The organism is Streptococcus sp., assembly GCF_041802885.1.
In the GTDB taxonomy this organism is placed as follows: Bacteria; Bacillota; Bacilli; order Lactobacillales; family Streptococcaceae; genus Streptococcus.
The window spans coordinates 1-26084 of sequence record NZ_JBHCHN010000065.1 but is presented as its reverse complement, the minus strand read 5'-3'; the positions used below and the strand labels follow the sequence as shown (position 1 = coordinate 26084).

Below are 26084 nucleotides of genomic sequence, written 5' to 3'. Positions count from 1 at the left end.
TTTCCTTCCTAGAAAAAGACTGGATTTGACCAGCCTTTAGATCTTCTTCACAAATTCAGATTTTAATTTCATGGCACCAAAACCATCAATTTTACAGTCGATATTATGGTCACCTTCGACAATGCGGATGCCCTTAACACGGGTCCCCTGTTTCAAATCTTTTGGAGCCCCCTTGACCTTGAGGTCCTTGATAAGAGTGACCGTATCCCCATCCGCCAAACGATTGCCATTGGCGTCGATAGCAACGATTCCCTCTTCTTCAACTTCCTTAGGGTCCCATTCATAGGCACATTCAGGGCAGATGAGCAAGACACCGTCTTCATAAACATATTCTGAGTTACATTTTGGGCAATTTGGTAAAGTTTCCACGATAATCTCCTTCTATTTTAAAACTTTTAACAGTATACCATCTTTCCTAGGTTTCAACAAGCTCCTCTTAGAGGTCTTGTCTTCTTAGTTTTTCCAGTGTTTCTTGAAAAATAGCTGGCGCTTCTGCTGTAAATGTAACCAGTTGGCCAGTGCTTGGATGAGTAAATCCAAGGGTCTGGGCATGCAGAAACTGACCATTTCCTTTGAGTGTTTTTTTAGGGCCATAGGCAGGATCTCCAGCCACAGGATGGCCAATATAGGCCATGTGGACCCGGATTTGGTGGGTCCGACCTGTTTCCAAGGTCAGCTCCACCAGACTATAATCTCCAAATCGCTCTAGGACATGAAAGCGCGTGACAGCCCCCTTGCCCTTAGCGGTTACCGCCTGCTTTTTGCGGTCTTTTTCTGAACGGCCAATCGGCGCCTCGATGACACCGCGGTCATTGGGCAGGTTTCCATGAACAATGGCCAGGTATTTCCGCAGAGACTTTTGCTCCTTGAGTTCCTCCGCCAGCTTAGTATGAGCCTGGTCGTTTTTGGCTATCATCAAAAGTCCAGAAGTATCCTTGTCAATACGGTGGACAATGCCTGGCCGCAAAACACCGTTGATACCAGACAAATCCTTGACATGGTAGAGTAGGGCATTGACCAGGGTTCCTGAGCTGTGGCCTGCCGATGGATGAACCACCATGCCTTGCGGTTTATTAACAACCGCTACATCCGCATCCTCATAGAGAATATCCAAGGGAATATTTTCAGCAGCATACTCCACTTCTTCTACTTGGGGCAGCTGATAGCTGATGATATCGCCAGCTTGGACGGTATACTTGGCCTTTTTTTGCTCTCCATTGACCAAAACCTGACCTTCTTTGATCTGTTCATTGGCTAGACTTCGTGACAAATCTGTCAAATCAGCCAGGGCCTTGTCCAAACGAAGGCCCCCTGTTTCAATTTTTAACTCCATTGTCCTCCTCTTTCATCAGCCATACAAACAGAACTATGACACCCACCGTTAGATAGGAATCCGCCACATTAAAGACCGGGAAATTGATAAAATCCAAGTGGAACATATCCACCACGTAACCCAATCGAACTCGGTCAATAAAATTTCCCAGACCGCCCGCAATGACTAGGCAAAGGCCCGATATCATCCAGATACTTCCCTGAAGATGTTTGATCAAGTACCAGATGGCTCCAGACATGACAATGACGGTCATGATGGCAAAAAAGGTTTGCTGATTCTGCAAGAGGGACCAGGCGGCCCCATAATTGCGCAGATAGGACAAACTCATCACATTGGGAATAAAATCCCTGACCGTATCCAGGACGATATTTTCCACTGTCCACCACTTGACCAGCTGATCAAGGGCAATCAGAAGGACAATGGCCACTGGAACACCATATTTTCTCATTCCTTAGTTCACCTTTTTCTTATCAAAATAAGCCTGCATCATATCAATGAAATCTTGGGCACACTGGCTTAAATCAGCATCTTCCCGCTTAACATAAACCATCCGGTTTCCCGTTTCTTCCTTGAGCGGTACCACCGTGATACCATGAACACTTTCGCTATCCAAGAAACCAGAGCCAGTTGCATAGGCATCTGTCCGCTCCAAAATCCCATTCAAGGTAGCCCGGTCTGTCACATCAAAAGTGACAGACGAGTCCGAGGTATCAAAGAAATTTTCAGAATAATAGAGGTATTCTTCCTTTTCCTGGGTAAAGCGAACCGTTGGCAGCCCCACCAAATCATCCAACTCAATCTCGTCCTTGCTGGCCAAAGGATGGCCCTTTCTGATATAGAGATGGGTCTGAAACTGAATCAACTCAAAGGCTTCCAAATGAAGCTTGTTCAATTTCTGCATGATCCCCTTGGTATTGCGGTGGTTGAGGTAAATAATCCCCAGCTCACTGTATCCTTGAGCTACTTCATCCAGGATTTGCACCGTCGTAGACTCAAAAATCCGAAAATTGGCATAGTCAGGATGAGCAGCGGAAAATTCCGTAATCAAGGGAGGCAGGAAGTCATAGTGCTGGCTAGAAATGGAAAACTCGACCTTTTCCTCTTCAGGCTGCAAATAGAGATTTTCAAAACTATCAAAGCCCTTGACCAAATTCTGGGCTTTTTCATAAAATTCCATCCCACGGCGCGTCAAAAAAGCACCGGAACTGGTCCGGTTAAAAATCTTAAAACCCAGTTCCTTTTCCAAGTCACGGACAGAAATGGATAAACTTGGCTGGGAAACAAACATCTTCTCAGCCGCTTCTCGAAAAGTACCGCTATTGGCAATGGCTACCACATAGCGCAGTTGTTGAATATTCATAAATTACTTCCTTTTTTTCTCCATAACATTATACCATAAAAGCAGAAATAGGGATGCCCAAAGCCCCTTGAAAAGCCTTGTCATCCCTATTCTTTGGAGACTTAATCTTCTGCCTTGGTCATCAAGCCTTGCTTGTCCAACCAGCCATTTAAGAATTGTTGGGCCAAACTGTTTGGATAGATAGCTTCCTTGGCCTGCATGGGAGCAAACCAGCCGGCCTGGTCGATTTCATGGTTGCATTGCAAAATGGATGCATCCTTGATACGACAAGCAAAATTGACCATGAGAACATTATTTTTCTCATAAAAGTGACTGGCATTGAAGTGGAGCTCCGCCACATCCAGATTGGTTTCTTCCTTGATTTCACGGACAAGAGCTTCTTCTATACTTTCTCCCCTGCCCACATAGCCCGCCACCAAAACATTCTTGGGCTTGCCATACTGTTGAATCAGAAGGATGTTTTTCTCCAGTTCATCATAGACAATGGCGGACATAGCCACATTGTACTGAGGAAAACGATAAACCTGACAATGCTGACAATAGGGCACCTGCCCTTCATTTTCCAATTCTTTCTCAATTAACTCTGTTCCACATTCAGCGCAATAGTACATGATTTCTCCCATCAGTCATTTTTACTATTTTATCATAAAAACTAAAAAAACTCTCTGATTTCTCAGAAAGCTCTTTTCTCTGCTCTTAACAGAACTATTTCGCGATTGGGTAAACAGATACTTGTTTCTTATCGCGACCTTTACGTTCGAAGCGTACAACGCCTTCTACTTTAGCGTAAAGAGTGTCATCTCCACCACGACCTACGTTAGCTCCTGGGTAGATTTTTGTACCACGTTGGCGGTAAAGGATAGAACCACCTGATACAGTTTGGCCGTCAGCAGCTTTCGCACCAAGGCGTTTCGCTTGTGAATCACGACCGTTTGATGTTGAACCTCCACCTTTTTTGTGGGCGAAGAGGTTTAATTGTGCAAGATTCAAGTTTAACATAATGTTATTCCTCCAAAAATTAAGTGATGACCGTTGTTAAGCCAGACGCTGATTAAGCGTTGATAGCTGAAATAACAACTTTTGTGTAAGGTTGACGGTGACCTTGTTTGCGGTGAGAACCTTTTTTAGGTTTGTACTTGTAAGTAACAACCTTCTTTTGTTTGCCTTGTTTTTCAACAGTACCAACAACAGTAGCTCCCTCAACAAGTGGAGTTCCGACAACAGTTTTGTCGCCACCAACAAGAACAACTTCGTTAAAAGTAACTTCTTGACCTGCTTCTGCGTTCAATTTTTCAACGTAGATAGCTTGACCAGCTTCAACTTTAACTTGTTTTCCGCCAGTTTTAATGATTGCGTATGTGCTCATTATGCACCTCCTATGATTTTGTGGGTTTCCCCATTTTTTGTGAAGACTCGCCTAGCATCGTGAGCCCAAAGCTACTTAAGACGATGGTCGTGCGGTTGCACAGGTGTGCATAGTCAACATTACTATTCTATCACCCTTGTGGCCTTATTTCAAGGAAAAACTATCAAAAAACCTCTACTTTTCCCTTTGTAAACGAATTTTCATGCCTGATAGCTCAATTTTCTTGGCCAAACGCTCGAAATCCTGAAAATCAGCCGAAATGTGATTGGTCAAGACCTGATAAACTTCCTGATTTTCAAAATAAATATAATCTGTCAGCTGATAGCCATTCTTTTCATAAAAAGCCAGACGCTTTAAGCGGATAGTATAATTATCTGCCGATTCATCCAGAGGCTCAATCACTAAGAAAATCGGCCTGCGACCTGCCCTCCTTGCAACTTCCTGCAAAATCTGCCGACCATAGCCTTTTGACTGCTGCTGGCTAGGAATGGCCAAAAAAAGCAGATAGTAGCTTGTTTGGGACCTGAGACCATAAGAGAAGCCCGCAAAATCTTGCCCGTCATAATAAGCCAAAAAATCAGCCTGACCCAAGAGGGCCATCCAGACCATCCAAGGCCAGGAAATACGCTCCTGAACGGGAAAACTGGATTCATAGAGGTTTTTGACGCGCCAAAAAAGGGCTGTGAATGGAAAAATTGTTTTCGTCTGTATTGGATTTTTCATTTGGTGATGTACGATTTTTAATGATGATAGACTAGTTGAATTTACTAAATCAAATATAGCGCCCTACTCGCTCTTGGTAATCTTGATAAGCTTTCCCAAACTGCTGCAAACACCATCTCTCCTCCGAGCGGATAATCCAGTGGGCTGAGATTTGGAATATCAGGAGAAGGAAGAAAAACAACCAGGACTTTATCAGAATGGATATGCCCAAAAAACAAATGAAATAGGAGACATACATAGGATTTCGGGAAAAGCGATAGACGCCTCGATCATTGAAACCCTTCTTATCTGGATAGGCAAAATACAAAACGGAGCAAGCACACAGAACAAGTCCCAAACTATACAGAATGAAACCGAGATAAAAGTGCCAAGAAAAGGCAAAGTTGCAACTAAAGAAACAGGAAACAACCAACAGCGCTAAGTTGCTCAACTGGTATATGATATAGGCAATCCGCTCCTTTCCCTCTAGAGGGGCAAAAGCTGCTGCCCGTTGAAGGCCTGTCTTACTCAGCAAACTTAGGAAACCAAAGCGAATGAGTAGAAAGGGAAGAAAGAAAAGAAAACCATTCATATTTACACCTTTCTCAGAGCAAATCTTCTATCAACTCATCTACCTCGTCAGACACTGCTTCTGGAGTGATTTCGGTCACTATGATTCCTGCAACTGCTCGTTCCACTAAGGCATCCACATCGAGACGAGCCTCGTATTGCTCCACATTTTTGATTTTGGGATTGGTTTTGGGACGATCAGGGGCAAAGATGGTACAGCAATCTTCGAAGGGCTGAATGGAAATCTCAAAGGTATCAATCTTTTCGGCGATTTCGATAATTTCCAGTTTGTCCATGGTCACTACGGGACGGATAACTGGTGTAGAAGTCACGGCATTGATGGCCTGCATGGACTCGAGGGTTTGACTGGCCACCTGACCCAGGCTTTCACCATTGATAATGACTAGGGCATTTCGCTTCTCCCGAATCCGATCGGTAATCCGCATCATAAAGCGGCGAGTTAGCGTCATGAGGTAGGCTTCTGGTGCCTTATTCTTAATTTCCTCTTGGATTTCCGTAAAAGGGACTTCAATAAAGGTGATATTGCCTCCAAATGCCGTCAGTTTTCGAGTCAAATCCTGGGCTTTTTTCAGGGCGCCGGGGCTGGTGTAAGGAGGACTAGCAAAATGCACCGCCTCAATCTCAACACCCCGCTTGAGGGCCAAGTAACCAGCAACTGGGGAGTCAATACCTCCAGACAGCATGAGAACGCCCTTACCAGAGGTACCGACTGGCAGACCCCCAGCCCCCATGATTTCTTCGTGGGAAATATAGGCCGCATCTGCACGGATCTCCACTCGCAGCGTAATATCCGGTGATTTCATCTGAGCCTGAACATTGGGAATGGCTGTAAAAACAGCATCACCCAAAACCTGATTCAAATCCCGACTATCCAACTCGAAACTGTGGTCACTTCTTCTGGCTGCAATTTTAAAGGTCATTCCATCTTGATAAATATTTTTCATGATGGTTTGAACTGCTTCTTTCAAGGCAGGTACAGACTTCTCAACCTTATAAGATGGCGCAAAATTCTGAACACCAAAAATTTTCTTCAGAGATTCTGCTACGGGCTGGTAATCTGCTCCATTCAAGTAAACATGGCCCCGATCGCGGTCAAAATAAACCGTCACTTCTGGATAGATGGCCAGAGCCTCTTGGATATTTTGGCGTAGCTTGTTGACAAACCGCATCTTATTTTTTCCTTTGGTGGACAATTCACCGTAGCGAATCATTAATTCTGAATACTTCATTTATCTCACTTTCTGTGTTTGGGCATAGATTTGTTTAAAAATAGTCAAAAATTGCTCCACCTGGCTCATATCATTTTCTTGGTCCAAGCTGATTCGGACAGCTGTCTGAGCAAGTTTCTGGGAAATCCCCATGGCCAAGAGGGTACCAGCTGGTTTGCCAGCCTTTGAGGAGCAAGCCGAGGTGGTTGAAATGTAAATCTGATGGTCTTCAAAGGCATGCACCGTCACTTCCCCGCGGACATTTCTAATGCCAAAGGTGAGGATATTGGGCAGGAAGCCTTCCATCTGAGAAAAAATAGTGACATCTGGATAGGTGGACAGTTCTTCCAGAATGATTTTTTTCATGGCCAGCAGCCGATGCTGACCCGCTTCAAACTGGTCCAGGACCAGGCGCAGAGCCTTGGCAGTAGCCGCAATCCCCGCAACATTCTCAGTCGTTGACCGCTTGTCTGACTCCTGACCGCCACCTGTCAAAAGTGGAGAAATTTTCTTTCCTTCCTTGGCAAAGATAAAACCAACCCCACGGACTGAATGGAATTTATGGCCAGAAAAGGTCGCAAAATCCACCCGTTCCGTCAAAAAATCTACCAAAGGCATTTTCCCAATGGCCTGGACAGCATCCACATGAAAGCTGACTGTCGGATGTTTTTCCAATAAGTCTGAGATGTCTTTGATGGGCTGGATAGAGCCAATTTCATTATTGGCAGCCATGATGGAAACCAGGATCGTATCTGGTCGAATCAAGTCTGCCAGTTTCTCTACATCCACAAAACCATCCCTTGTAACGGGGGCCAGGTCCACTTCAAATCCCTGACTTCTGAGCCAAAGGGCTGATTCCTTGACTGCTGGGTGCTCAATGCTGGATACGATGATGTGTTTTCCCAAATGAGCCCGCTCAAAGGCCACACCCTTGATCACCCAGTTATCCCCTTCTGTTCCGCCAGAGGTAAAAAAGATTTCAGATGATTTTTTCCCTAACAATTCTGCAATCTGCTTGCGGGAAGCCTCAAGAATACGGCTGGCCTGACTGCCCAGACTGTGGAGACTGGAAGGATTGCCCCAAATCTTGCTGGCAACCTCCGTATAGGTTTTTAAAACATCTGGATAGACCTGAGTGGTCGCGGCATTGTCAAAATAAATCATACTTACTTCCTTTTCTACAATAGACCTATTTTATCATGTTTGGGCTGCTTCTGCCAAACTTTAAGAGTCTTTTAACCTTCTTCGATTATCCTTGTCTTAGGGAGGAAAAAATTATGACCAGCAGAAAAAAGAAATTTCAAACTTCACCAGCCAAAAAAGGGCTTTCGACCCTGCAAAAGACCTTAACCTTTATCGGTTCCATACTGGGGATTATCACGGCCAGCCTAACCATTTACAGTTTTAGCTCCAAAGCCCAGACCAGCTCGGATGAGACCAGTACATCTACAACTGTTTACATCCTATCATCAACAGAAGAAAGTGGTCAGACCACGACTCAAGCAAGCCAAGAAGCCAGCACAACAAGTACTGAAACAAGCTCCACCAGCAGCCAAGAGACCGCAAGCTCATCATCCAGCCAAGAAAGTGCCACCACCACCGAGCCAGCTTCTGAGACGGTCAGTGGCGCCAGCCAAACTTCTGACTGAAATCATCTGAAAATAGGGAAAGAGAGAATGATTCAAATTCTCTCTTTTATTATTGACTCTGCACTTGGCAATCAGTCTAGCCCTTAGATTTTAGGATATAATCAATCTTATAAGATTTTTTTTAATTCATCCAAATCTTCTTGACTGGTTGACCAGGAAGTTGCCAGTCGAATCACGGTTCGATTTTCATCATATTTCTCCCAGAAACTATAGGCCAAACCTGCCTGTGACAGTTTTTCTAACTGAGCATTTTCAAGAATAATGAACTGCTGATTGGTTGGCGACTGGAGGTAAAAGGGATAGCCCTTCTCCTCTATGATTTTCTGAAGTTGACGGGCCATCTCAATGCCATGACGGCCAAGTTCCATATAGAGCCCATCCGTGAAGAGACGATCAAATTGAACGCCCACCAGGCGGCCCTTAGCCAGAAGCGCCCCATGTTGTTTCACAATCGGAACAAAATGTTTGGGCTGGTTCTTCTTGGTAAAGACCACAGCTTCTCCAATCAAGGCACCGATCTTGGTCCCGCCGATGTAAAAAACATCTGTCAGTTCTGCGATGTTTGCCAAATCAACATCTGTATCAGCTGCTAAGCCATAACCCAAACGAGCTCCATCTAAGAAGAGGGAAATCTCAAACTGCCTGCAGATTTGAGCCAACTGTTCCAATTCACTCTTACTATAAAGCGTGCCATATTCTGTTGGGTGAGAGATGTAGACCATGCCAGGAAAAACCATGTGCTCATGATTGCCATCTGCATAAAAATCCTCAATGTACTGCCGCACAAGTGCTGGTTCGAGCTTACCTTCCTTATGTGGTAAGGCTAAAACCTTGTGGCCTGAAAATTCAATGGCACCCGCTTCGTGGCTGGCAATATGGCCTGTCTCAGCAGCAATCACACCTTGATAGGATTGCAAAAGGGCATCGATGACCACCTGGTTGGTCTGAGTGCCCCCAGACAAAAAGGTCACTTGAGCATGGGGACACTTGGTTGCCTGACGAATTTTTTCGATAGCTCTGACTGTGTACTTATCTGTTCCATAGCCAGACAAGCCCTCCAGATTGGTTTGAACAAGGGTCTCCAAAAGGGCAGGATGCGCCCCCTTATTATAATCATTTTCAAAATGTAACATGTGGTCTCCTCACTACATTCCCAGATAGTCACAAAAGGCAGGGAGAACAAAGGTACTCCCTGCCTATTTTAATGAACGAATCCGTCCTGAGGGAATCGAACCCCCATCTCAAGAACCGGAATCTTACGTGATATCCATTACACTAAGGACGGATAATTAGTAGAGAGAACTCCTCTCTACTAATCAAGGTGAAAGGCTGGCATCATACCCAGCCCTCCGTTTTTTACAATTCGATATCGCCGAACAAATCAGCCATTGAGAAACCAGTTTGAGTTTCTGGCAATTCAAAGTCACGTTTTTCTTCACGTTTTTGACGGCGAGGACGTGGAGCACGTTTTTCTGCCTTTTCTTCGCCTTCAGCTGGAGCTGGACGCTCTTCCAAGGCTTTGATAGAAAGGGATACACGCTCGTCTGCTGCGTTCACTTCAAGAACTTTAACAGTTACATCTTGACCAACTGTCAAAGCATCTTTTGGATTTTCAACACGTTTGTGTGAAATTTGTGAAATGTGAACCAAACCATCGATACCAGGCAATACTTCAACAAAGGCACCGAAATCAGTCAAGCGTTTTACTTTACCTTCAATGACATCACCTTGAGCCAATTTCTGCTCAACGCCATCCCATGGGCCAGGCTGAGTTGCTTTAAGAGAAAGGGATACACGGCCTTCTTCTTCATCGATAGCCAATACTTTCACTTCAACTTCTTCACCAACAGTGACAACTGATTTAGGTGAAACGTTGCGCTCATGTGACAATTCGGTCAAGTGAACCAAACCATCTACGCCACCGAGGTCGATGAAGGCACCAAAGCTAGTGATACGAGCAACTTTACCAGTCACTACTTCACCAACAGCCAATTTACCAAATACTTCGGCACGAGCTGCTGCAGCTGCTTCTTCAACCACTTCGCGACGTGACAAGATGAAGCGGTTCTCAGCCGGATCAACTTCCTTGATTTTAGCTTCAAATTCTTGACCTACGAAACGCTCAGTGTTGCGAGTGAAACGGCTGTCAATCATTGAAGCTGGGATAAATCCACGAAGACCTTCAAACTCAACAGAAAGACCACCCTTAACAGCACGGGTTACTTTTACAGTTACCACTTCGCCTTCACGGCCAACCAACTTGTCCCAAGCCTTGCGTGCTTCCAAACGTTTTTTAGATACAAGATAGGTAACAGTGTCAGTATCTTTACCAACAACTTGACGAAGTACCAGCAATTCAAGTGTTTCGCCAACTTTAACAAGTTCGTTGATATCTGCATTGCGGTCGTTTGTCAACTCACGAAGAGTCAAGACACCCTCAACACCAGTTCCTGCAATCGCTACGTTTGCTTGACCTGCATCAACGGTCAATACTTCCGCAGTTACCACATCACCAGGTGTAACCTCATTTACACTGTTCAACAAATCTTCAAATTCGTTCATTAAAAAAACCTCCGACAATCAAGTCTTTCGACTCAACATAAAATATATTTTATTTAAGGCACACGCAAGGACAACAATATTTAGCTTCTTTGACGAATTAGAGGGAGACTCTAATACCTTGACTGGGGTAGCTGGATTCGAACCAACGCATGAGGGAGTCAAAGTCCCTTGCCTTACCGCTTGGCTATACCCCAAGGTGTGTAACAGAAAAACAAAAATGCAAAGTTGAACACGGACTAAAATCCTAGTGAAAATGATAAACTGCCTTGTGTGTCAAGCACACTACGTCAGTTTCCTATTTTCATACGGATTTTTCAGCGTCCTTTGTATCCTGTTATATGGAAAGAGAGGGATTCGAACCCCCGAACCCGAAGGAGCGGATTTACAGTCCGCCGCGTTTAGCCTCTTCGCTATCTTTCCATAACACTAACAGTCACTATTTTATCACAAAACACTGACTAAAACAAGTGTTTAATGGCTTAAATTGTAATTTTCAATAATATTTCCGACAGCTTTTTCTAAACTCTTATAAAAACTTTCGGCATTTCCATTTTTTAGGACCGCAAACTGATTTTCAGAAAGCTCTGCAACTTCGCCAATGACTTTCTTGCCAATAGAGAGACGGTAGCCCTCATATTTTTGACCATTGGCCTCAACAATCGCGTCTTCAATCTGAATTTCAATCTTTTTATCTTTTTTACTCATAATTTACCTCACTTTTTCCATTTTACCGAAAAAGAAAAAAGCTTGCAAGTGCAAGCCTCTTCAACTTAATCAACAGGGACAATCCAGCCATCTGGTGCTTGGACATCGCCGAACTGGATGCCTGTTAACTCATCATAGAGTTTTTGGGTGACGGGACCGACCTCGGTTTCGCTATAAAAGACATGAAAATCTTCTCCGTTTTGGACACCTCCAATTGGCGAGATAACTGCTGCTGTACCGCAGGCACCAGCTTCTGTAAATTTAGCCAAGTCTTTGACATAAACATCGCCTTCGATGGCCTTTAGGCCGAGACGGTTTTCAGCCAGATAGAGCAGAGAATATTTGGTAATAGATGGCAAAATGGATGGGCTGATGGGAGTGATAAATTCATTGTCAGCTGTGATTCCAAAGAAATTGGCTGAACCGACTTCTTCAATCTTGGTGTGGGTAGCTGGGTCAAGGTAGATGACATCAGAAAACCCTGCTGCTTTGGCTTTCATTCCTGGCAAAAGGCTGGCTGCGTAGTTTCCACCAACCTTGGCTGCGCCTGTACCATTTGGTGCTGCTCGGTCATATTCATCCTGAATCAGGAAATTGGTTGGCACCAAGCCGCCTTTGAAGTAGTTACCAACAGGCATGGCAAATACAGTAAAGATATACTCGTCAGCTGGCTTGACCCCAATAATGTCGCCAACCCCAATCAAAAGCGGTCGCAGATAGAGGGTGCCTCCGCTTCCATAAGGTGGCACATAGTCCTGGTTGGCCTTGGTGACCTGCTTGCAGGCTTCAACAAACATCTCTGTCGGCACCTGTGGCATGAGCAGGCGGTCCGCTGTTCGCTGCAGTCGTTTGGCATTTTCATCCGGTCGGAAAAGCTGGATAGAGCCTGACTTAGTCCGATAGGCTTTCAGACCCTCGAAGGCCTGTTGACCATAGTGAAGGGCCGGTGAGCTCTCAGAGAGGTGAAGCTGGGCATCTTCTGTCAGGCGACCTTCTTCCCATTGGCCATTTTTATAGTAAGCGATATAGCGATAGGGTAATTTCATGTAGGAAAAACCAAGGTTTTCCCAATCAAGTTCTACTGGCATAGGTTCTCTCCTTTAGATTTGTGACTATTGTACCCCTTTTTGACAAAAAAATCAATTAAAAATTCAGAATATTTAATAAATAAAACGAAAAACCTGAATCAACAGGTCTTTCTAAAAATCATAATGCTTATTTCACCCTTGCCGCAAAGACTCCTTGGTCTGAAATACTGTCAGAAATGAAGCTTCCATTGCTGGTGCGTTCGGATAAGCTGAGGTTGGTTAGGTTGACTTCGTCTACCTGGCCAGTTTGGCTTTGAACTTGGAGGATTTGTTGTTTTTCTTCCACTTCGGTGGCAAAAAGGTCCAGTTCAGCTCCCCCATTTTCTGCAAAGACCGGTCCAGCTAAGAAGACACGATGGGGTTTAGCCTTGAGCTCACGAAGAACTTGCAAGCCGCGTCCAGCCCGTTTTGCCTGAGGCAGGTCATTAACAGACATCCGCTTGAGGCTGCCTCTTTGGGTCAAAATAAAGATGGACTTGGTATTGGCAATAAAGGCGCTGACGACCACATCATCACCCTTGAGATTGATGGCTTTGACACCTGCCGCCTTGGCCCCGATGACTGGTACTTCTTCGATATTGAAACGAAGGGCGTAGCCGTTATGGGTGACCAGAAGGACATCATCAAGGAGAATCGGTGCAACAGTTACGAAGACATCCGTCTCATCCTTGAGTCTACCATACTTGAGAGACTTGGATTTGTAGGTCCGCCATGGAGCAAATTCCTTACGCTCGAAACGCTTGATTTGACCCAATTTGGTCACTGCAAAATAGGTCTGGCCAGCAAAATCATCCACGATTTCTGCATAAAGGACCTGCTCGTCATTGCCAAAAGTTGTGATGGTTTGGGACAGGTGCTCTCCAATATCCTTCCAACGGATGTCAGTCAGCTCATGCACCGGCCGATAGATGACATTTCCAAGATTAGTGAAAATGAGCAGGTGCTGGGTTGTCTTGGCTTTTTCAAGGAAAATCAGCTCGTCCTCGTCCCTCTTGCCCAATTCATCCAGGGCAGAGGAATTAAAGGACCGCGGGCTGGTCCGCTTGATGTAGCCACCTTTTGTCAGGCTGACAAAGGTTTCTTCTTCTGCGATGAGGCTGGCGGTATCAATTTCGATAGTCACTGCTTCATCTTGCAATTCGCTGAGACGAGATGAGGCAAACTGTTTCTTGACATCACGTAATTCCCGCTTCATGACATTGTACATGGTTCGTTCATCGCCGATAATGGCTGACAAGGTTGCAATGAGGTCGCGCAGGCTGGCTTCTTCATTCTCCAGAGTCACAATATCGGTGTTGGTCAGGCGATAGAGCTGCAAGGTCACGATGGCTTCTGCTTGTTCTTCAGAAAATTCATAGCTGATCTTGAGGTTTTCCTTGGCATCCGCCTTATTATCAGAAGCCCGAATCAAGGCGATGATTTCATCCAAAATGGAAATAACACGGATTAGCCCTTCCACGATGTGGAGGCGTTTTTCAGCCTTTTCCTTGTCAAAACGAGAACGGGCCAGGATGATATCCTTGCGGTGGGCAATATAGCTGGTCAGCATTGGAATAATACCGACTTGACGAGGGGTATAGTTGTCAATGGCCACCATGTTGAAATTGTAGTTAATTTGTAAATCCGTGTACTTGAAGAGATAATTCAAGATGGTTTGCTCATCTGCGTCCTTCTTCAGCTCGATGGCAATGCGCAGACCATCGCGGTCTGATTCATCCCGCACTTCTGCAATGCCAGGCACCTTATTATTGACACGGACATCATCAATTCTCTTGACCAGGACAGCCTTATTGACCTCGTAGGGAATCTCGGTGACAATAATCTGTTTCTTGCCACCTTTCAGATTCTCAATCTCTGTCCGAGAACGGACCACCACGCGCCCCTTGCCTGTTTCATAGGCCTTGCGAATCTCATCGCGACCTTGGATAATGGCTCCCGTCGGGAAATCAGGACCCGGCAAAAATTCCATGAGTTTGTCCAACTTGGCTGATGGATGGTCAATCATATAGACGACAGCATCGATAACCTCAGCTAGATTGTGGGGCGGAATATCCGTCGCATAACCTGCCGAAATCCCTGTCGCCCCATTGACCAAGAGGTTTGGAAAGGCGGCAGGCAGAACGGTTGGTTCTTTTTCCGTATCGTCAAAGTTCCAAGCGAAGGGCACGGTTTTCTTGTCAATATCCTGCAAGAGGAAGCCGGCAATCTCAGAGAGTCGGGCCTCCGTGTACCGCATGGCCGCTGCTGGATCACCGTCCATGGAACCGTTGTTCCCGTGCATTTCAATCAGGGTCTCCCGGTTTTTCCAGTCCTGGGACATCCGAACCATGGCATCATAGATAGAGGAATCTCCGTGGGGGTGGAAATTACCCATGACATTCCCGACTGATTTGGCCGATTTACGGAAGCCCTTCTCAAAGGTATTTCCGTCCCTATTCATGGAATAAAGGATGCGGCGCTGAACGGGCTTGAGTCCATCCCGAATGTCCGGCAGGGCCCGCTCCTGAATAATGTATTTGGAGTAGCGACCAAAACGCTCTCCCATGATGTCCTCGAGGGACATGTTTTGAATGTTTGACATAATAAGATACAAAGGGACGATTCAGTCCCACGTTCAGTTAGACTGACTAGCTGAACATTCCTTTCTTTGTTTCTTGACGGAAAATTATTCTTTCTTTTTGAAAAATAGCGGAGCTAATCTTCCAGCTTTGTATGACTTACTTGCCAGCTTCTAAAGTCATCAACATCTGATTTGATTAATTTCAAACAGGCATTAAGGACAAAAGCATCGTCAAGTAGACCTGCTCCGAGGATGAAATCTGGTAAGGCATCAATAGGGCTGAAAAAATAAATCAAAGCACCCTATAATCGCGAGGATTGTCCCTTTGGGTAACTTGGTGTAATCTCTACGAATATAGCTTCGCACCATGGAAATTAAGCCTGGAATAGCAGCGAACTTATCTCCACCAAAAGGCATGCGAGATAGTTTCCGTTCCGTGCCATGTAAAAATTGTTCTAATTTCCCTTGCTCAGATAACAGGTTTTCTGCATGTTGTCGTGTTTTGGAAGATTTCCAAACCTTCAATGCTTGGTCAAATTTCTCTTCCAATTCCTGTTTGTTTTTAAATGGCTTGCACTTTTTAGCCCGTTCGGACAACCGTTTTTGAAAACAATCTGTTAATTTTACTATTAGTGGCATAAAACACCTCACATCATTTGTTTATGCTAGATTTTCAACAAATTGATAGACCTTTCGAGACCAGTTTACCATTCCGTCCTGACAATAGTCTAAAAAATAAACCTTTGAAGATATATCTGGTGGGATAATTGTCTCAAAATGTGATTTTTCACTAAAAGGAATAATACAGGTAAATAACTTTTCCAAATGCAAACTATCCTTGACCTTTGCAGGATGGTATCCATCAAAAACATAGCCATCTGCATTGATTATGTCATCGTACTTAAAATGAAAACTTACCCCTGGAATAAAAGATTTCCCCAACTCTTCCTCTGTTGGTTCTCTCCCTAGTAATCTTTCCATTGCAAGTCTATAGCCAGAAGTTGTATTTGACCAACCTAACATGACATAATCAAAATAATCTTCTGGATCACCAGCTGCATTTCGATTATCCTGCAAAAGTTCTTGATGAGTTTTATTGAGAGCACGAACAGCAGACATTAATTGGCCACTCTTAAAAATCTCTTGTGCAGCTTGAACAGTACAAGTATGACTTAAAAAATCTGAATAAACATAGTTACCATTAACATCATAGGTTGACGCTACAATCTTTTTCGAAGGAGTAAATGGAAATGCCGTAAGTGAGAGTAAGGAGCGAGACAAAATTTCAAGTTGATCACGCATTACTTTGTCTTCACAATCTATTTGCGTATCTCTACCGTGAAGCTTCTCATAAGCTAAGAAAGCCACAATTTTCTCTAATTCCCAATCTTGAATATTAGGATAGTCAGACAAAGTAAGATAATAGGTACCGTCCCATTGAAGACTATAAGATTCATTCCAAATTTTTAATTTCATAACGTATTCTTACAATCATATTTAAAATTCTAAAACACCGTACTCTCTTCAAGCGTAAACTTGACATTGTCCTCAATCCACTTGCGGCGGGGTTCGACCTTGTCGCCCATAAGGACATTGACGCGGCGCTCGGCTCGGGCCAAGTCTTCAATGGTAACGCGGATAAGGGTGCGGGTTTCAGGATTCATGGTGGTTTCCCAGAGCTGGTCAGCATTCATTTCGCCCAGACCCTTGTAGCGCTGGAGAATGGCTCCCTTGCCAAATTCCTTACGCAGGTCTTCCAATTCGCCATCTGACCAGGCATAGGCAATCTTTTCAGATTTCCCCTTGCCCTTGGACATCTTATAAAGAGGCGGGAGGGCAATATAAACATGGCCTGCTTCGACCAGAGGCCGCATATAGCGGTAAAAGAAGGTCAAAATCAAGGTTTGGATATGGGCACCATCCGTATCCGCATCGGTCATGATGATGATTTTGTCATAATTGGAATCTTCCACATTGAAATCAGCCCCTACTCCTGCACCGATGGTGTAAATCATGGTGTTGATTTCTTCATTTTTCATGATGTCTGCCATCTTGGCCTTGGCGGTGTTAAGGACCTTTCCTCGTAAGGGGAGGATGGCCTGGAACTTGCGGTCACGGCCCTGCTTGGCAGAACCACCGGCAGAGTCTCCCTCGACCAGATAAAGTTCATTCTTGGCTGGATTCTTGGACTGGGCAGGGGTCAGCTTTCCTGACAAGAGGCCCTTGTCCTTCTTGTTTTTCTTACCGTTTCGAGATTCGTCGCGGGCTTTTCGGGCTGCCTCTCGGGCATCCCTGGCCTTGATGGCCTTGCGAATGAGATTGGAAGCCACTTCCCCATTTTCCAAGAGGAAATAGGTCAATTTCTCAGAAACAATGCTGTCCACGATTGGTCGAGCCAAAGGGGAGCCCAACTTGTCCTTGGTTTGCCCTTCAAATTGCAGGTGGGCTTCCGGTACCAGAAGGGAAATAATGGCGGACAGGCCTTCACGGTAATCCGAACCTTCCAGATTCTTATCCTTTTCCTTGAGAAGGCCAGCCTTTCTGGCATAATCGTTCATAGCCTTGGTGATAGCGGACTTGAGACCTGTTTCATGGGTACCGCCATCCTTGGTGCGGACATTGTTGACAAAGGAAAGGATATTGTCTGAAAAGCCGTCATTGTACTGGAGGGCCACCTCCACCTGGAATCCTTGGTCTTCACCCGCAAAAAAGATGACTGGGGTCAGAGTTTCCTTGTCTTCGTTCAGATACTCCACAAAATCCTGAACCCCATTTTCATAGTGAAATTCTTCTTGCTGGACCTCATCCGAACGTTTGTCTGTCAGGGACATGGTCACGTTTTTCAGGAGAAAGGCTGATTCTTTCAGGCGCTCTGAGATGGTATTGAATTTGAAATCGGTTGTGGAGAAAATCGTCTCATCAGGCATAAAAGTGACTTTTGTACCGGATTTTGATTTTGGCGCTGTACCAATTTTTTCCAGCCCTGTTGCTGGCTTACCGCCATTTTCAAAGCGCTGCTTGTAAACTGTGCCGTCACGGGTAATCTCTACTTCCAGCCAGCTGGACAGGGCGTTTACGACTGAAGAACCTACCCCGTGGAGACCACCAGAGGTCTTATAGCCCCCCTGGCCAAATTTACCGCCAGCGTGGAGGATGGTGAAGATAACCTCAACGGTCGGGATTCCCATGGCATGCTTGCCGACTGGCATACCCCGGCCATGGTCCGCAACTGTCAGGCTGCCGTCCTTGTTGATGGTCACATCGATGCGGTCACCGAAGCCAGATAGGGCCTCATCGACGGCATTGTCAACGATTTCCCAGACCAGGTGATGCAATCCCGTCCCATCAGTCGATCCGATATACATACCAGGGCGTTTGCGAACAGCATCTAAGCCTTCCAAGACCTGGATGGCATCATCATTATAATTATTTACGTTTATTTCTTTTTTGGACATTCTATCCTCCAAATTTTTCATCCTTACTATCTTACCAAAAAATCGCAATAAAGGCTATAGCTAAAGGTTTAATCCGATTATTTTGATAGATTAAAGTAATTTGTTGATTAAAATCTGCTTATCGGCTGTATCACTTCGTCATAATTTTTTCTCAAAACCGAATGTGCTTTGCTTTTCTCTATGATATAATAAGAGAATGATGTTGAATATTTTATTTTTTGTAATAGCCTATTTGCTGGGTTCGATTCCTTCTGGTCTCTGGATTGGTCAGATTTTTTTCAAAAAAAACTTAAGAGATTTTGGGTCTGGAAATACCGGAACTACTAATACTTTTCGGGTTTTAGGTCCCACTGCTGGTATGATCGTCTTTGCCATTGATTTCCTCAAGGGAAGTCTGGCTGTTTGGCTCCCCCTTCTTTTCCATGCAAGCGGCTGGTCGCCGATTGTTTTTGGCTTGGCAGCTGTTTTGGGTCATACCTTCCCTGTCTTTGCAGGTTTTAAGGGTGGCAAGGCTGTGGCAACATCTGCTGGTATGCTCATGGGCTTCTCCCCTGCATTTTGCCTTTTCTTGCTGGTCATCTTTTTCACCACACTCTACCTGACTTCCATGGTTTCCCTGTCTAGTGTAGTGGCGGCCGCCTGTGCCATTCTTGCAGTCCTGATTTTTCCAGCCCTTGGCTTTATCCTGCCAACCTATGACCTTCTCTTTACCATCATCATTTTATTCCTGGGTGCCTTTGTTATCATCCGCCATCGGGAAAATATCGATCGCATCCGCCAAAAAACTGAAAATCTAGTGCCTTTTGGCCTTAACTTGACCAAACAAATTATGAAAAAATAAGGAACTCGTCCGAGTTCCTTTTTTCTTTGACTAATCAGCCTGATAGATAAGTTTGCCTTGGCAAATGGTGTACTTGACTTGGCCTTTGAGCTGATCTCCGATGAAGGGAGAGTTGCTCGCCTTGGAGGCAAAATTGGCTGAGACTTCTCGGTCTGCATGGGGGTCAAAGATCACCAAATCAGCTGGTCCATTTTCAACCAGATAGCCCGCATCCAATCCGTAGAGCTTGGCTGGATTGATGGTCATTTTTTCCAATAGTTGGGCAAGGCTGAGGTGACCAGGTTCAACCAGGTAGGTCAGACCAAGAGAAAGCGAGGTTTCCAGACCTGTCATACCAGACGGCGCCTGGGTGACATCTGCCACATTTTTTTCATCTGCATGGTGGGGAGCATGGTCCGTTGCGATGACCGAAATAACACCTGATTTGAGGCCTTCGATGACGGCCAGTCGATCTGATTCCAAACGCAGGGGTGGGTTCATCTTGGCATTAGCTCCCTTGGTCAAGAGCAAATCCTCAGTTCGCGAAAAGTGTTGAGGGGCTGCTTCAGCTGTGACATTGGCTCCTAGAGACTGGGCGAATTCTACAACTTTGACAGATTCGGCCTTGGACAAATGCTGGATGTGGACCTTGGCCCCTGTTTCATAGGCAATCATGACATCACGCGCCACCATGCTGTATTCAGCAACTCCAGTCGCGCCACAAATGTGAAAATGCTTCTCGGCCACCTGCTCATTGAGACCCAAAACACCATTGAGATTTGGGTCTTCCTCATGAAGGCTGAGCAGAACATCATGTTTCTTAGCCAGTTTCATGGCCTTTCGAAGGACACCGGCATTAGTCAAAGGAATCCCATCATCCGAAAAGGCTACTGCACCATTAGCCAACAAGGCTCCAAAATCTGTGATATTTTCCCCATCAAATTCCTTGGTAATGGTTGCGACAGTATGGACACGGATATCCTCCTTGGCAGCCGAATCCAGAACTTCCTTGAGGGTTTCCACAGTAGAAATGGTTGGTGAGGTATTGGCCATCATAACTACCGAAGTCACGCCACCTGCTGCCGCTGCAAGCGAACCCGTGTGAATGTCTTCCTTGTGGGTCTGACCTGGCTCCCGAAAGTGAACATGGACATCCACCAGACCAGGTGCCACAACCAGACCAGTCGCATCGATGACTTGAGCATCAGCAGCATCCAAATCTTGCCCGATTTTCAGAATCTTTCCATTCTCTACTAAAACATCCGCAACTTGATCAAACTGTGATTGTGGTTCGACAACACGACCATTTTTGATGATGAGCATAGACTTCTCCTTTTTTGTATTGACTATTGGTGCTTATGTTGAATAAACTCTGTTAAGTTCATCGTGTGGCCATATTTTATTGAAGCAGCTTTGTCCTTTTCCAGAATTGTCTTCGTCAAATCAAGATTGTTGATAGCTGCTAAGGCCACAGCATAGTGAATAATATCAGCAATTTCAGTCACCAACTCCTTGTCCAAGTCATCCTTGTCTTGGGATTTACGGCCAGAACGCTGATTGAGAACTTCAGCTACTTCCCCGACTTCTTCAACCAATTTCATAAAGAGACTGGTTTCAACACCATTGGAATGAATGGCATAGTGCTGTGCCAAATATTCCTGCAAATCTTCAATCGTAACCTGCATGTCAACCTCCTAGTCATAAAACCGAACACTGGAATCCATCAACTGATCCCCCTCATAGCAAAACTTTGCTGAAAAGAAGGGTTTGTTGTCCAGCAGCCACTTCATGAAGGTATAGTCGCCTTGCCAAGTTGGCTTCTGAGGAATTTCTGCATAAGGGACCCACTCCAGAGTTCCTTCCTGGCAATCGATGAGTTCCCCTTCAAAGTCAGTGACCTTGAAAACATAGGTGTACCAGTCGTTATCGGGGGTAAATTCTGGGAAGGTGATAATACCTTTCAGATCCAGCTTCTTCACCGTCAATCCCGTCTCTTCTTTGACCTCTCGGATGGCACAATCTTCAGGTGTCTCCCCTGGTTCCAACTTGCCTCCAACGCCAATCCACTTACCAGCATGAACATCGTCGACCTTCTTGTTGCGGTGGAGCATGAGCCATTCCTTGCCGTTGTCAACATAACAAATCGTTGCTAATTTTACCATGGCCACCTCACTTCAGCCAATCAATCGGCGCTTCTTGATTCTTTGTCAAAAAGGCATTGGTTTTTGAAAAAGGTCTGCTCCCAAAAAAGCCACGGTAAGATGACAAGGGGCTGGGATGGGCTGACTCAATGACCAAGTGCTGTCCATTGGTTATCAGAGCTTTTTTCTTTCTTGCATAACCACCCCAGAGAATGAAGACCACTGGCCTGTCCAGGTCATTGACCAAGCGGATGATGGCATCGGTAAAAGGCTCCCAAATTAAGCCAGCGTGTCCATTAGCATTGCCGGCAGGCACTGTCAGACAAGCATTTAACAAGAGCACCCCTTGCTCAGCCCAGGCCGTCAAATCATGGTGGGCTCTGTGACCGATATCATCTTCCAATTCCTTGAGAATATTTTGCAGGGAGGGGGGAGCTGGCAGGTCATCAGGAACTGAAAAGGACAAGCCCTGTGCCTGTTTTGGACCATGATAGGGATCCTGTCCCAGAATGACCACGCGGACATCCTCTAAGCTGGTTTTTTGCAAGGCCGCAAAAACCTTATCCTGAGGCGGATAAACGGTTCCCTGCTGGTAGACCTGAGCCAGAAAAGCCTTTACTTTTCCATAATAGTGCTCCGGCAAATACTCTTTGATGGCATCATGCCAGGCTGAGTGTTGCATAGCTTCTCCTTTGTCAAAACTCCGTTTCTTTGACCATCAGGGCCAAACTTCTACTTATAACTATACCAAAAAAAGCCTCCAATAGCCACTCTTACCCAGACGTGAATAGTCTTATATATGGAAAAGGGAGAACAAACTTGTCCTCCCTACTTCATCCCATTTAATAGCTCAATCAGCTGTTCTTTCTGAATCTGGCCCGCAAAGGTCTGCTTGAGCGTTCCATCACTATTGATAAAAATGTGAGTCGGAACAGCGGAGAGGGCAAATTTGGTTGCAGCCTGGTCCTTGGTATCAAAGAGGACTGGATAGGTGATTCCTAGCTCCTTTGCCTTGGACAAAATCACTTTCTGACTTTCATCGGCTGGATTGGCATTGGCAAATTTCGCATCATTGGGCGAGGTAATGGATAGGAAAACAAAGTCATCCTTGTCCTTGTATTCTTGGTAGACCTCTTCTAGCTCTGGAATTTCTCGGATACAAGGACCGCACCAGGTGGCCCAAAAATTGATATAAACCTTTTTTCCTTGATAATCAGCCAGATTGACATCATTGCCATCAGCATCTTTTACAGTAAAATCAAGGGCAGATGATTGACTGACTGTTGAACTGGAAGAGTCAGAAGAACTTTCTGAAGAGGGTGTTGTGGTATCGGACACCATAGAGCAGGCTGTCAAGAGGAGCCCCGATAAGAAAAGTACAAAAAATTTTTTCATAAGGATCACCTTTCTACTGAATAAAGCGGACAAAGTTTTGGAAAAAACCTGTCAAAATACTCAGACCGATAATGAGCAGCAGATAGCCAGAGACCTTTTTGGTCCAGCCAAGGTACTGCCGTTTGTTTTTGAGAAATTCCAAGATCTTTTGGGAGAAAAAGGCAACCAAAAGAAAGGGAAGGATAAAGCCTAGGCAATAAACCAAGATAAGAAAGAAACTGGTCCAGCCTGTATGGCTGCTGGCATAAATGAAAACAGAGGCCAGGATGGGGCCAATACAGGGCGTCCAGGAAAAACTAAAGGTAAAGCCCATGAGGAAAGCCACTAGGGGCGTCACTTTTTTTCCGACTTGATACGCCTTACTTTTAGCAGAAAATTCCTGTTCTAAAACATTGATTCGGAGCCGGCCCAGTTGAACTAAGCCCATAAAAATGATTAAGAGTCCACTGATAATTTGCAGGAGCTGACTGTTGGCCTGGAAAAAGCGACTCAAGAGACTTGATGTAAAAGCCAGCAAGAGAAAAGTCATGGTGATGCCGACCACAAAAAATAAGGTGTTAATCAAAACCGTCTGACTTTCTTCTTTTTCCCCTGCACCTCCTGCTAAAATTCCCACATAAACCGGTAAAATGGGCAAAACACAGGGTGAGAGAAAGGACAAAATTCCTTCCGCAAAGAGCGCAAACACCGTCACCCAATTCATAGCTACTCCTTTCTTTTTTGGTTGCATTATTATATATGCTAATATTTTAACATAGGATGCCAAAGAAATCAACTTTTAGCCAGAATTGTTCCCATTTTACTACTGATAAAAACGAAAAAAGCCGATTCTCAATCAATCGGCCAAATGAATATTTTTTCGAGAATAGAAAGTGACCAGGCCAGCTCCAACTGCTATCAACAAGACCAGAAAGGCTTCTGCCTGATAGACATCCTTGACCGTCTGCAAGTCTAGGAGATGTTGAAGGAGCCGAATGCTGATGGGAGCAAAGGCTGAACCAATGTTAAAAGCAGCCAATAAGAGGGCCGTCCTCTTTTCACCGCTACCATCTGAAGCTTGGTTGGCCTTGTTGAGCAGAAAAGGGATAAAGGTCCTAAAGCAGAGTCCGATGGTAAAATTGAGAAGAAAGACCAACCAAACCTGCTGACTATTGGCCAAGAAGAACAAGGATGCGCTAAGTCCAGAAAAGGCCAAGGGCAGTAACCAATCCTTGAAGAGCTGCATATTGCGCCCAAAAAGGAGGCCTGCAAGCATGGCACCAAGTCCCATCAGAGCCAGAGCATTGCCAGTATCTGTGGCAGTTCCCACTCCCGTCTCCACCAAAAACTCGGTCAATTTGATGGAAACACTCATGTAGACCGTAATCAAGATGACCAAGAGGACCATAAAACCAATAAAACCCTTGTCGATGGAAGTCTTCTCTTCCTTCCCTTCTACTTCTTCTACCGGTTGAATATCTGGAACAAAGAGGCTAAAACAGAGAAAGATAGGAATGATGATGAGATAGGTCCAAAGTGTGTGTTTCCAACCACCAGTCACCAAATAGGCCACCAAAAATGAGGTCAATATCCCACCAGCCCCTTCAAAGGCGGACTGAAAGCCTATCATGCTAGAAAATTCCTTGCCCTGATAAAGCTGGGATGAAAAACTAAAGAGCAAGGGATTAAAAAGTCCTACTCCAATCCCAAAGGTCACACGACTGACAAAAAGTAGGAGAAAGGAGCTGGTAAAAATAGGAAGCAGGCCAGAGAGCAAGATTGCAATCAAGCCAATCTGGACAGTATGCTTATAGCCTACCATTCTGGCGATGCGGGGACTAAAGCCGACTGTCAGCATGGTAAAAAGAGCAGGCAGGGTCCCCAAAAGTTCCACAAGAGTCGGATTCACGGACGAAAATTGACTGGAAATCTCTGGCAGGGAGGGCAAAAGAACACCTGACGAGATGACCAACAAAGACACCAATAAAAGGGACAGTTTTTGGATATGACGCATCATATTCTCCTTTCTCACCTTAATATCACCTTGTATTTTACCACTTTATGTGGACAAAAACAGCTCTTTGCGTTACACTTGGAATACGGTTTCACTTTTTAAAAGAAAGAGTCACATTTTATGAAATACAGTGAAATAAAGGAGCCCTGCCATGCTAGATGAAATAAAAGCCCTCTGCCAGTCAAAACAATCTTCCAAATCTGCCATTGCCCATTTTTTAATGGAGCATCTGGAAAGCATCGAGCAGCTGTCTTTGGAAGAAATTGCCCAAAAAAGTTTTACATCCAAAGCTAGCCTGGTCCGCTTTGCCCAAGCTCTTGGTTTCAAGGGCTGGACAGACTTTTTACCTGCCCTCATTGCGGAGCGCTACTACGCCCAAACTCATTACTCTGGCCTAGACCATAGTCTGCCCTTTTCGGATGAGGATGATTTGGCAACCCTTGTCCAAAAAATTGCGACCATTGAAAAGGAAAGCATTCAAGAAACGGCTGACAAACTAGATCCAGCAGATTTGGAACGGGCAGCTGGCTGGCTACAAGAGGCTGAGCGGGTGGTTATTTTTGGCCTGACTCCCAACGAGTACCTTGCCCACCTCTTTAAGCGGAAAATGTTAAGCATTGGCAAGTCTGTTCAAGTGGCCCAGGCTGGTGAATTTGGCCTGACTGCTGCATCTCTGGATGAAGATGATTTGGCCATCATCATTTCCTATTCCGGCAGCTCCAGCAGCATAGAGTCCCTGCGTTACATCCCCCTTTTGAAAAAACGAAAGGTCAGAATACTAGGCTTGACCAGTGAAAACGGCCATCTCCTTCGGGAAGCATCTGATACTACCTTGACTATCTGCACCCGAGAAGATAACTACAAAAAAATAGGAAACTTCTCCACCGAAGAATCCATCAACTTCTTACTCAACAGCCTCTATGCTGCTTATTTCAAAAAAGATTATTTTGCCAATTATGTCCGAAAAATCAACCTGGCAGCCAGCTTGGAAGAAAATCGATAAACTAAAAAGCGCCGACCCCAAGGTGTACTGCCCCCAAAAAGTTAGACAAAAAATAATTAGTGAAAGGATTTGGTTCTGTACTGAACAGGACTAAGTCCTTTTAGTTTTGCTTTAATGCGCTTGTTGTTGTAGTAAAAAATATAATCCGTGATG

The 26084-nt window shown here is 45.0% G+C and carries 31 protein-coding genes, 3 tRNA genes and 1 other annotated feature; of the genes, 3 read left to right on the top strand and 31 right to left on the bottom strand.

Annotated features, from left to right (window positions below; translation table 11 throughout):
* Positions 1–36 precede the first annotated feature (36 nt).
* From ACEYCN_RS08580 to ACEYCN_RS08530, 11 genes are all read right to left on the bottom strand, one after another.
* The gene (locus tag ACEYCN_RS08580; protein WP_373713868.1) at positions 37–369 is read right to left on the bottom strand and encodes a zinc ribbon domain-containing protein YjdM; all 333 of its coding nucleotides are present in this window, start codon (positions 367–369) and stop codon (positions 37–39) included.
* 67 nt (positions 370–436) lie between these two features.
* Positions 437–1333: an RluA family pseudouridine synthase gene (locus tag ACEYCN_RS08575; RefSeq protein ID WP_373713867.1), complete on the bottom strand. Its 897-nt coding sequence runs from the start codon at positions 1331–1333 to the stop codon at positions 437–439.
* Positions 1317–1781 (bottom strand): signal peptidase II, encoded by a 465-nt coding sequence (gene lspA, locus ACEYCN_RS08570; protein WP_373713866.1) that lies wholly within the window; start codon positions 1779–1781, stop codon positions 1317–1319. The genes ACEYCN_RS08575 and lspA overlap by 17 nt, the downstream gene beginning before the upstream one ends.
* A gap of 3 nt (positions 1782–1784) precedes the next feature.
* Entirely contained in the window at positions 1785–2693 is a 909-nt protein-coding gene (locus ACEYCN_RS08565; RefSeq protein ID WP_373713865.1) for a LysR family transcriptional regulator, read from the bottom strand.
* A 101-nt stretch (positions 2694–2794) separates the two neighbouring features.
* Positions 2795–3304 (bottom strand): NAD(+) diphosphatase, encoded by a 510-nt coding sequence (locus ACEYCN_RS08560; RefSeq protein ID WP_373713864.1) that lies wholly within the window; start codon positions 3302–3304, stop codon positions 2795–2797.
* A gap of 94 nt (positions 3305–3398) precedes the next feature.
* Positions 3399–3692 carry a 50S ribosomal protein L27 gene (rpmA, locus tag ACEYCN_RS08555; protein WP_018167286.1) on the bottom strand — a complete coding sequence of 98 codons (294 nt, stop codon included), beginning with the start codon at positions 3690–3692 and terminating at the stop codon, positions 3399–3401.
* Between the two features lie 52 nt (positions 3693–3744).
* Positions 3745–4059: a 50S ribosomal protein L21 gene (gene rplU, locus ACEYCN_RS08550; RefSeq protein ID WP_018167285.1), complete on the bottom strand. Its 315-nt coding sequence runs from the start codon at positions 4057–4059 to the stop codon at positions 3745–3747.
* Positions 4060–4092: 33 nt separating this feature from the next.
* Positions 4093–4166, bottom strand: a sequence feature (ribosomal protein L21 leader region).
* Between the two features lie 67 nt (positions 4167–4233).
* The gene (locus ACEYCN_RS08545; RefSeq protein WP_373713863.1) at positions 4234–4782 is read right to left on the bottom strand and encodes a GNAT family N-acetyltransferase; all 549 of its coding nucleotides are present in this window, start codon (positions 4780–4782) and stop codon (positions 4234–4236) included.
* 49 nt (positions 4783–4831) lie between these two features.
* Positions 4832–5353 carry an isoprenylcysteine carboxylmethyltransferase family protein gene (locus ACEYCN_RS08540; protein WP_373713862.1) on the bottom strand — a complete coding sequence of 174 codons (522 nt, stop codon included), beginning with the start codon at positions 5351–5353 and terminating at the stop codon, positions 4832–4834.
* A gap of 13 nt (positions 5354–5366) precedes the next feature.
* Complete coding sequence (thiI, locus tag ACEYCN_RS08535; protein ID WP_373713861.1) at positions 5367–6581, bottom strand: tRNA uracil 4-sulfurtransferase ThiI; 1215 nt, start codon at positions 6579–6581, stop codon at positions 5367–5369.
* Positions 6582–7724 (bottom strand): cysteine desulfurase family protein, encoded by a 1143-nt coding sequence (locus tag ACEYCN_RS08530; protein ID WP_373713860.1) that lies wholly within the window; start codon positions 7722–7724, stop codon positions 6582–6584.
* A 35-nt stretch (positions 7725–7759) separates the two neighbouring features.
* Here ACEYCN_RS08530 and ACEYCN_RS08525 point away from each other — a divergent pair, with 35 nt between their 5' ends.
* Positions 7760–8209, top strand: coding sequence for a DUF6556 family protein (locus ACEYCN_RS08525; protein ID WP_373713859.1), 450 nt, complete (start codon positions 7760–7762; stop codon positions 8207–8209).
* A 107-nt stretch (positions 8210–8316) separates the two neighbouring features.
* Here ACEYCN_RS08525 and ACEYCN_RS08520 read toward each other — a convergent pair whose 3' ends face one another.
* From ACEYCN_RS08520 to parE, 12 genes are all read right to left on the bottom strand, one after another.
* On the bottom strand, positions 8317–9342 hold the full coding sequence (locus ACEYCN_RS08520; protein ID WP_373713858.1) for a low specificity L-threonine aldolase: 1026 nt from the start codon (positions 9340–9342) through the stop codon (positions 8317–8319).
* 80 nt (positions 9343–9422) lie between these two features.
* Positions 9423–9494 (bottom strand) — tRNA-Arg (locus tag ACEYCN_RS08515).
* A gap of 71 nt (positions 9495–9565) precedes the next feature.
* Positions 9566–10771, bottom strand: coding sequence for a 30S ribosomal protein S1 (gene rpsA / locus ACEYCN_RS08510; RefSeq protein ID WP_373713857.1), 1206 nt, complete (start codon positions 10769–10771; stop codon positions 9566–9568).
* Between the two features lie 122 nt (positions 10772–10893).
* A tRNA-Gln gene (locus tag ACEYCN_RS08505) sits at positions 10894–10965 on the bottom strand.
* Between the two features lie 145 nt (positions 10966–11110).
* A tRNA-Tyr gene (locus ACEYCN_RS08500) sits at positions 11111–11191 on the bottom strand.
* Positions 11192–11242: 51 nt separating this feature from the next.
* Complete coding sequence (locus ACEYCN_RS08495; protein ID WP_373713856.1) at positions 11243–11476, bottom strand: DUF2969 domain-containing protein; 234 nt, start codon at positions 11474–11476, stop codon at positions 11243–11245.
* Positions 11477–11541: 65 nt separating this feature from the next.
* On the bottom strand, positions 11542–12564 hold the full coding sequence (locus ACEYCN_RS08490; protein WP_373713855.1) for a branched-chain amino acid aminotransferase: 1023 nt from the start codon (positions 12562–12564) through the stop codon (positions 11542–11544).
* Between the two features lie 127 nt (positions 12565–12691).
* Positions 12692–15145 carry a DNA topoisomerase IV subunit A gene (gene parC, locus ACEYCN_RS08485; RefSeq protein WP_373713854.1) on the bottom strand — a complete coding sequence of 818 codons (2454 nt, stop codon included), beginning with the start codon at positions 15143–15145 and terminating at the stop codon, positions 12692–12694.
* A gap of 113 nt (positions 15146–15258) precedes the next feature.
* Positions 15259–15420, bottom strand: a complete 162-nt coding sequence (locus ACEYCN_RS08480; protein WP_373713853.1) for a YkvA family protein — start codon at positions 15418–15420, stop codon at positions 15259–15261.
* Positions 15395–15763 (bottom strand): DUF1232 domain-containing protein, encoded by a 369-nt coding sequence (locus ACEYCN_RS08475; protein WP_373713852.1) that lies wholly within the window; start codon positions 15761–15763, stop codon positions 15395–15397. The genes ACEYCN_RS08480 and ACEYCN_RS08475 overlap by 26 nt, the downstream gene beginning before the upstream one ends.
* 21 nt (positions 15764–15784) lie before the next feature.
* Positions 15785–16600, bottom strand: a complete 816-nt coding sequence (locus ACEYCN_RS08470) for a phosphate ABC transporter ATPase (RefSeq protein ID WP_373713851.1) — start codon at positions 16598–16600, stop codon at positions 15785–15787.
* Between the two features lie 29 nt (positions 16601–16629).
* Positions 16630–18579, bottom strand: a complete 1950-nt coding sequence (gene parE, locus ACEYCN_RS08465) for a DNA topoisomerase IV subunit B (protein WP_373713850.1) — start codon at positions 18577–18579, stop codon at positions 16630–16632.
* 196 nt (positions 18580–18775) lie between these two features.
* On the opposite strand from parE, the gene plsY reads away from it, so the two are divergent.
* Positions 18776–19420, top strand: coding sequence for a glycerol-3-phosphate 1-O-acyltransferase PlsY (gene plsY / locus ACEYCN_RS08460; RefSeq protein WP_373713849.1), 645 nt, complete (start codon positions 18776–18778; stop codon positions 19418–19420).
* Between the two features lie 30 nt (positions 19421–19450).
* Here the strand turns inward: plsY and ACEYCN_RS08455 are convergent, their stop codons facing one another.
* The 7 genes from ACEYCN_RS08455 to ACEYCN_RS08425 all read right to left on the bottom strand — a co-directional run bounded on the left by ACEYCN_RS08455 (position 19451) and on the right by ACEYCN_RS08425 (position 24928).
* Positions 19451–20722, bottom strand: coding sequence for a dihydroorotase (locus ACEYCN_RS08455; RefSeq protein ID WP_373713848.1), 1272 nt, complete (start codon positions 20720–20722; stop codon positions 19451–19453).
* Between the two features lie 23 nt (positions 20723–20745).
* Positions 20746–21084, bottom strand: a complete 339-nt coding sequence (locus ACEYCN_RS08450; protein WP_373713847.1) for a MazG nucleotide pyrophosphohydrolase domain-containing protein — start codon at positions 21082–21084, stop codon at positions 20746–20748.
* 9 nt (positions 21085–21093) lie between these two features.
* Complete coding sequence (locus tag ACEYCN_RS08445; protein WP_373713846.1) at positions 21094–21561, bottom strand: NUDIX domain-containing protein; 468 nt, start codon at positions 21559–21561, stop codon at positions 21094–21096.
* A gap of 7 nt (positions 21562–21568) precedes the next feature.
* Positions 21569–22222, bottom strand: coding sequence for a uracil-DNA glycosylase (locus ACEYCN_RS08440; RefSeq protein WP_373713845.1), 654 nt, complete (start codon positions 22220–22222; stop codon positions 21569–21571).
* 146 nt (positions 22223–22368) lie between these two features.
* Positions 22369–22935, bottom strand: coding sequence for a TlpA family protein disulfide reductase (locus ACEYCN_RS08435; protein WP_373713844.1), 567 nt, complete (start codon positions 22933–22935; stop codon positions 22369–22371).
* Between the two features lie 13 nt (positions 22936–22948).
* Positions 22949–23638: a cytochrome c biogenesis CcdA family protein gene (locus tag ACEYCN_RS08430; protein ID WP_373713843.1), complete on the bottom strand. Its 690-nt coding sequence runs from the start codon at positions 23636–23638 to the stop codon at positions 22949–22951.
* Positions 23639–23770: 132 nt separating this feature from the next.
* A complete protein-coding gene (locus ACEYCN_RS08425; protein ID WP_373713842.1) occupies positions 23771–24928 on the bottom strand; it encodes an MFS transporter in 1158 nt (385 codons plus the stop codon).
* A gap of 151 nt (positions 24929–25079) precedes the next feature.
* Between ACEYCN_RS08425 and ACEYCN_RS08420 the strand changes: the two genes are divergently transcribed.
* Positions 25080–25931 carry a MurR/RpiR family transcriptional regulator gene (locus tag ACEYCN_RS08420; protein ID WP_373713841.1) on the top strand — a complete coding sequence of 284 codons (852 nt, stop codon included), beginning with the start codon at positions 25080–25082 and terminating at the stop codon, positions 25929–25931.
* 56 nt (positions 25932–25987) lie between these two features.
* On the opposite strand, the gene ACEYCN_RS08415 is transcribed toward ACEYCN_RS08420, so the two are convergent.
* Positions 25988–26084, bottom strand: a 97-nt coding sequence (locus tag ACEYCN_RS08415; RefSeq protein WP_154235386.1) for an IS3 family transposase, incomplete at its 5' end; no start/stop codon positions are given.

Coding starts and splice junctions, on each gene's coding strand:
- ACEYCN_RS08575 (WP_373713867.1), bottom strand. CDS start 1,333: ATGGAGTTAAAAATTGAAACAGGGGGCCTTCGTTTGGACAAGGCCCTG.
- lspA (WP_373713866.1), bottom strand. CDS start 1,781: ATGAGAAAATATGGTGTTCCAGTGGCCATTGTCCTTCTGATTGCCCTT.
- ACEYCN_RS08565 (WP_373713865.1), bottom strand. CDS start 2,693: ATGAATATTCAACAACTGCGCTATGTGGTAGCCATTGCCAATAGCGGT.
- ACEYCN_RS08560 (WP_373713864.1), bottom strand. CDS start 3,304: ATGTACTATTGCGCTGAATGTGGAACAGAGTTAATTGAGAAAGAATTG.
- rpmA (WP_018167286.1), bottom strand. CDS start 3,692: ATGTTAAACTTGAATCTTGCACAATTAAACCTCTTCGCCCACAAAAAA.
- rplU (WP_018167285.1), bottom strand. CDS start 4,059: ATGAGCACATACGCAATCATTAAAACTGGCGGAAAACAAGTTAAAGTT.
- ACEYCN_RS08545 (WP_373713863.1), bottom strand. CDS start 4,782: ATGAAAAATCCAATACAGACGAAAACAATTTTTCCATTCACAGCCCTT.
- ACEYCN_RS08540 (WP_373713862.1), bottom strand. CDS start 5,353: ATGAATGGTTTTCTTTTCTTTCTTCCCTTTCTACTCATTCGCTTTGGT.
- thiI (WP_373713861.1), bottom strand. CDS start 6,581: ATGAAGTATTCAGAATTAATGATTCGCTACGGTGAATTGTCCACCAAA.
- ACEYCN_RS08530 (WP_373713860.1), bottom strand. CDS start 7,724: ATGATTTATTTTGACAATGCCGCGACCACTCAGGTCTATCCAGATGTT.
- ACEYCN_RS08525 (WP_373713859.1), top strand. CDS start 7,760: ATGTTTGGGCTGCTTCTGCCAAACTTTAAGAGTCTTTTAACCTTCTTC.
- ACEYCN_RS08520 (WP_373713858.1), bottom strand. CDS start 9,342: ATGTTACATTTTGAAAATGATTATAATAAGGGGGCGCATCCTGCCCTT.
- rpsA (WP_373713857.1), bottom strand. CDS start 10,771: ATGAACGAATTTGAAGATTTGTTGAACAGTGTAAATGAGGTTACACCT.
- ACEYCN_RS08495 (WP_373713856.1), bottom strand. CDS start 11,476: ATGAGTAAAAAAGATAAAAAGATTGAAATTCAGATTGAAGACGCGATT.
- ACEYCN_RS08490 (WP_373713855.1), bottom strand. CDS start 12,564: ATGCCAGTAGAACTTGATTGGGAAAACCTTGGTTTTTCCTACATGAAA.
- parC (WP_373713854.1), bottom strand. CDS start 15,145: ATGTCAAACATTCAAAACATGTCCCTCGAGGACATCATGGGAGAGCGT.
- ACEYCN_RS08475 (WP_373713852.1), bottom strand. CDS start 15,763: ATGCCACTAATAGTAAAATTAACAGATTGTTTTCAAAAACGGTTGTCC.
- ACEYCN_RS08470 (WP_373713851.1), bottom strand. CDS start 16,600: ATGAAATTAAAAATTTGGAATGAATCTTATAGTCTTCAATGGGACGGT.
- parE (WP_373713850.1), bottom strand. CDS start 18,579: ATGTCCAAAAAAGAAATAAACGTAAATAATTATAATGATGATGCCATC.
- plsY (WP_373713849.1), top strand. CDS start 18,776: ATGATGTTGAATATTTTATTTTTTGTAATAGCCTATTTGCTGGGTTCG.
- ACEYCN_RS08455 (WP_373713848.1), bottom strand. CDS start 20,722: ATGCTCATCATCAAAAATGGTCGTGTTGTCGAACCACAATCACAGTTT.
- ACEYCN_RS08450 (WP_373713847.1), bottom strand. CDS start 21,084: ATGCAGGTTACGATTGAAGATTTGCAGGAATATTTGGCACAGCACTAT.
- ACEYCN_RS08445 (WP_373713846.1), bottom strand. CDS start 21,561: ATGGTAAAATTAGCAACGATTTGTTATGTTGACAACGGCAAGGAATGG.
- ACEYCN_RS08440 (WP_373713845.1), bottom strand. CDS start 22,222: ATGCAACACTCAGCCTGGCATGATGCCATCAAAGAGTATTTGCCGGAG.
- ACEYCN_RS08435 (WP_373713844.1), bottom strand. CDS start 22,935: ATGAAAAAATTTTTTGTACTTTTCTTATCGGGGCTCCTCTTGACAGCC.
- ACEYCN_RS08430 (WP_373713843.1), bottom strand. CDS start 23,638: ATGAATTGGGTGACGGTGTTTGCGCTCTTTGCGGAAGGAATTTTGTCC.
- ACEYCN_RS08425 (WP_373713842.1), bottom strand. CDS start 24,928: ATGCGTCATATCCAAAAACTGTCCCTTTTATTGGTGTCTTTGTTGGTC.
- ACEYCN_RS08420 (WP_373713841.1), top strand. CDS start 25,080: ATGCTAGATGAAATAAAAGCCCTCTGCCAGTCAAAACAATCTTCCAAA.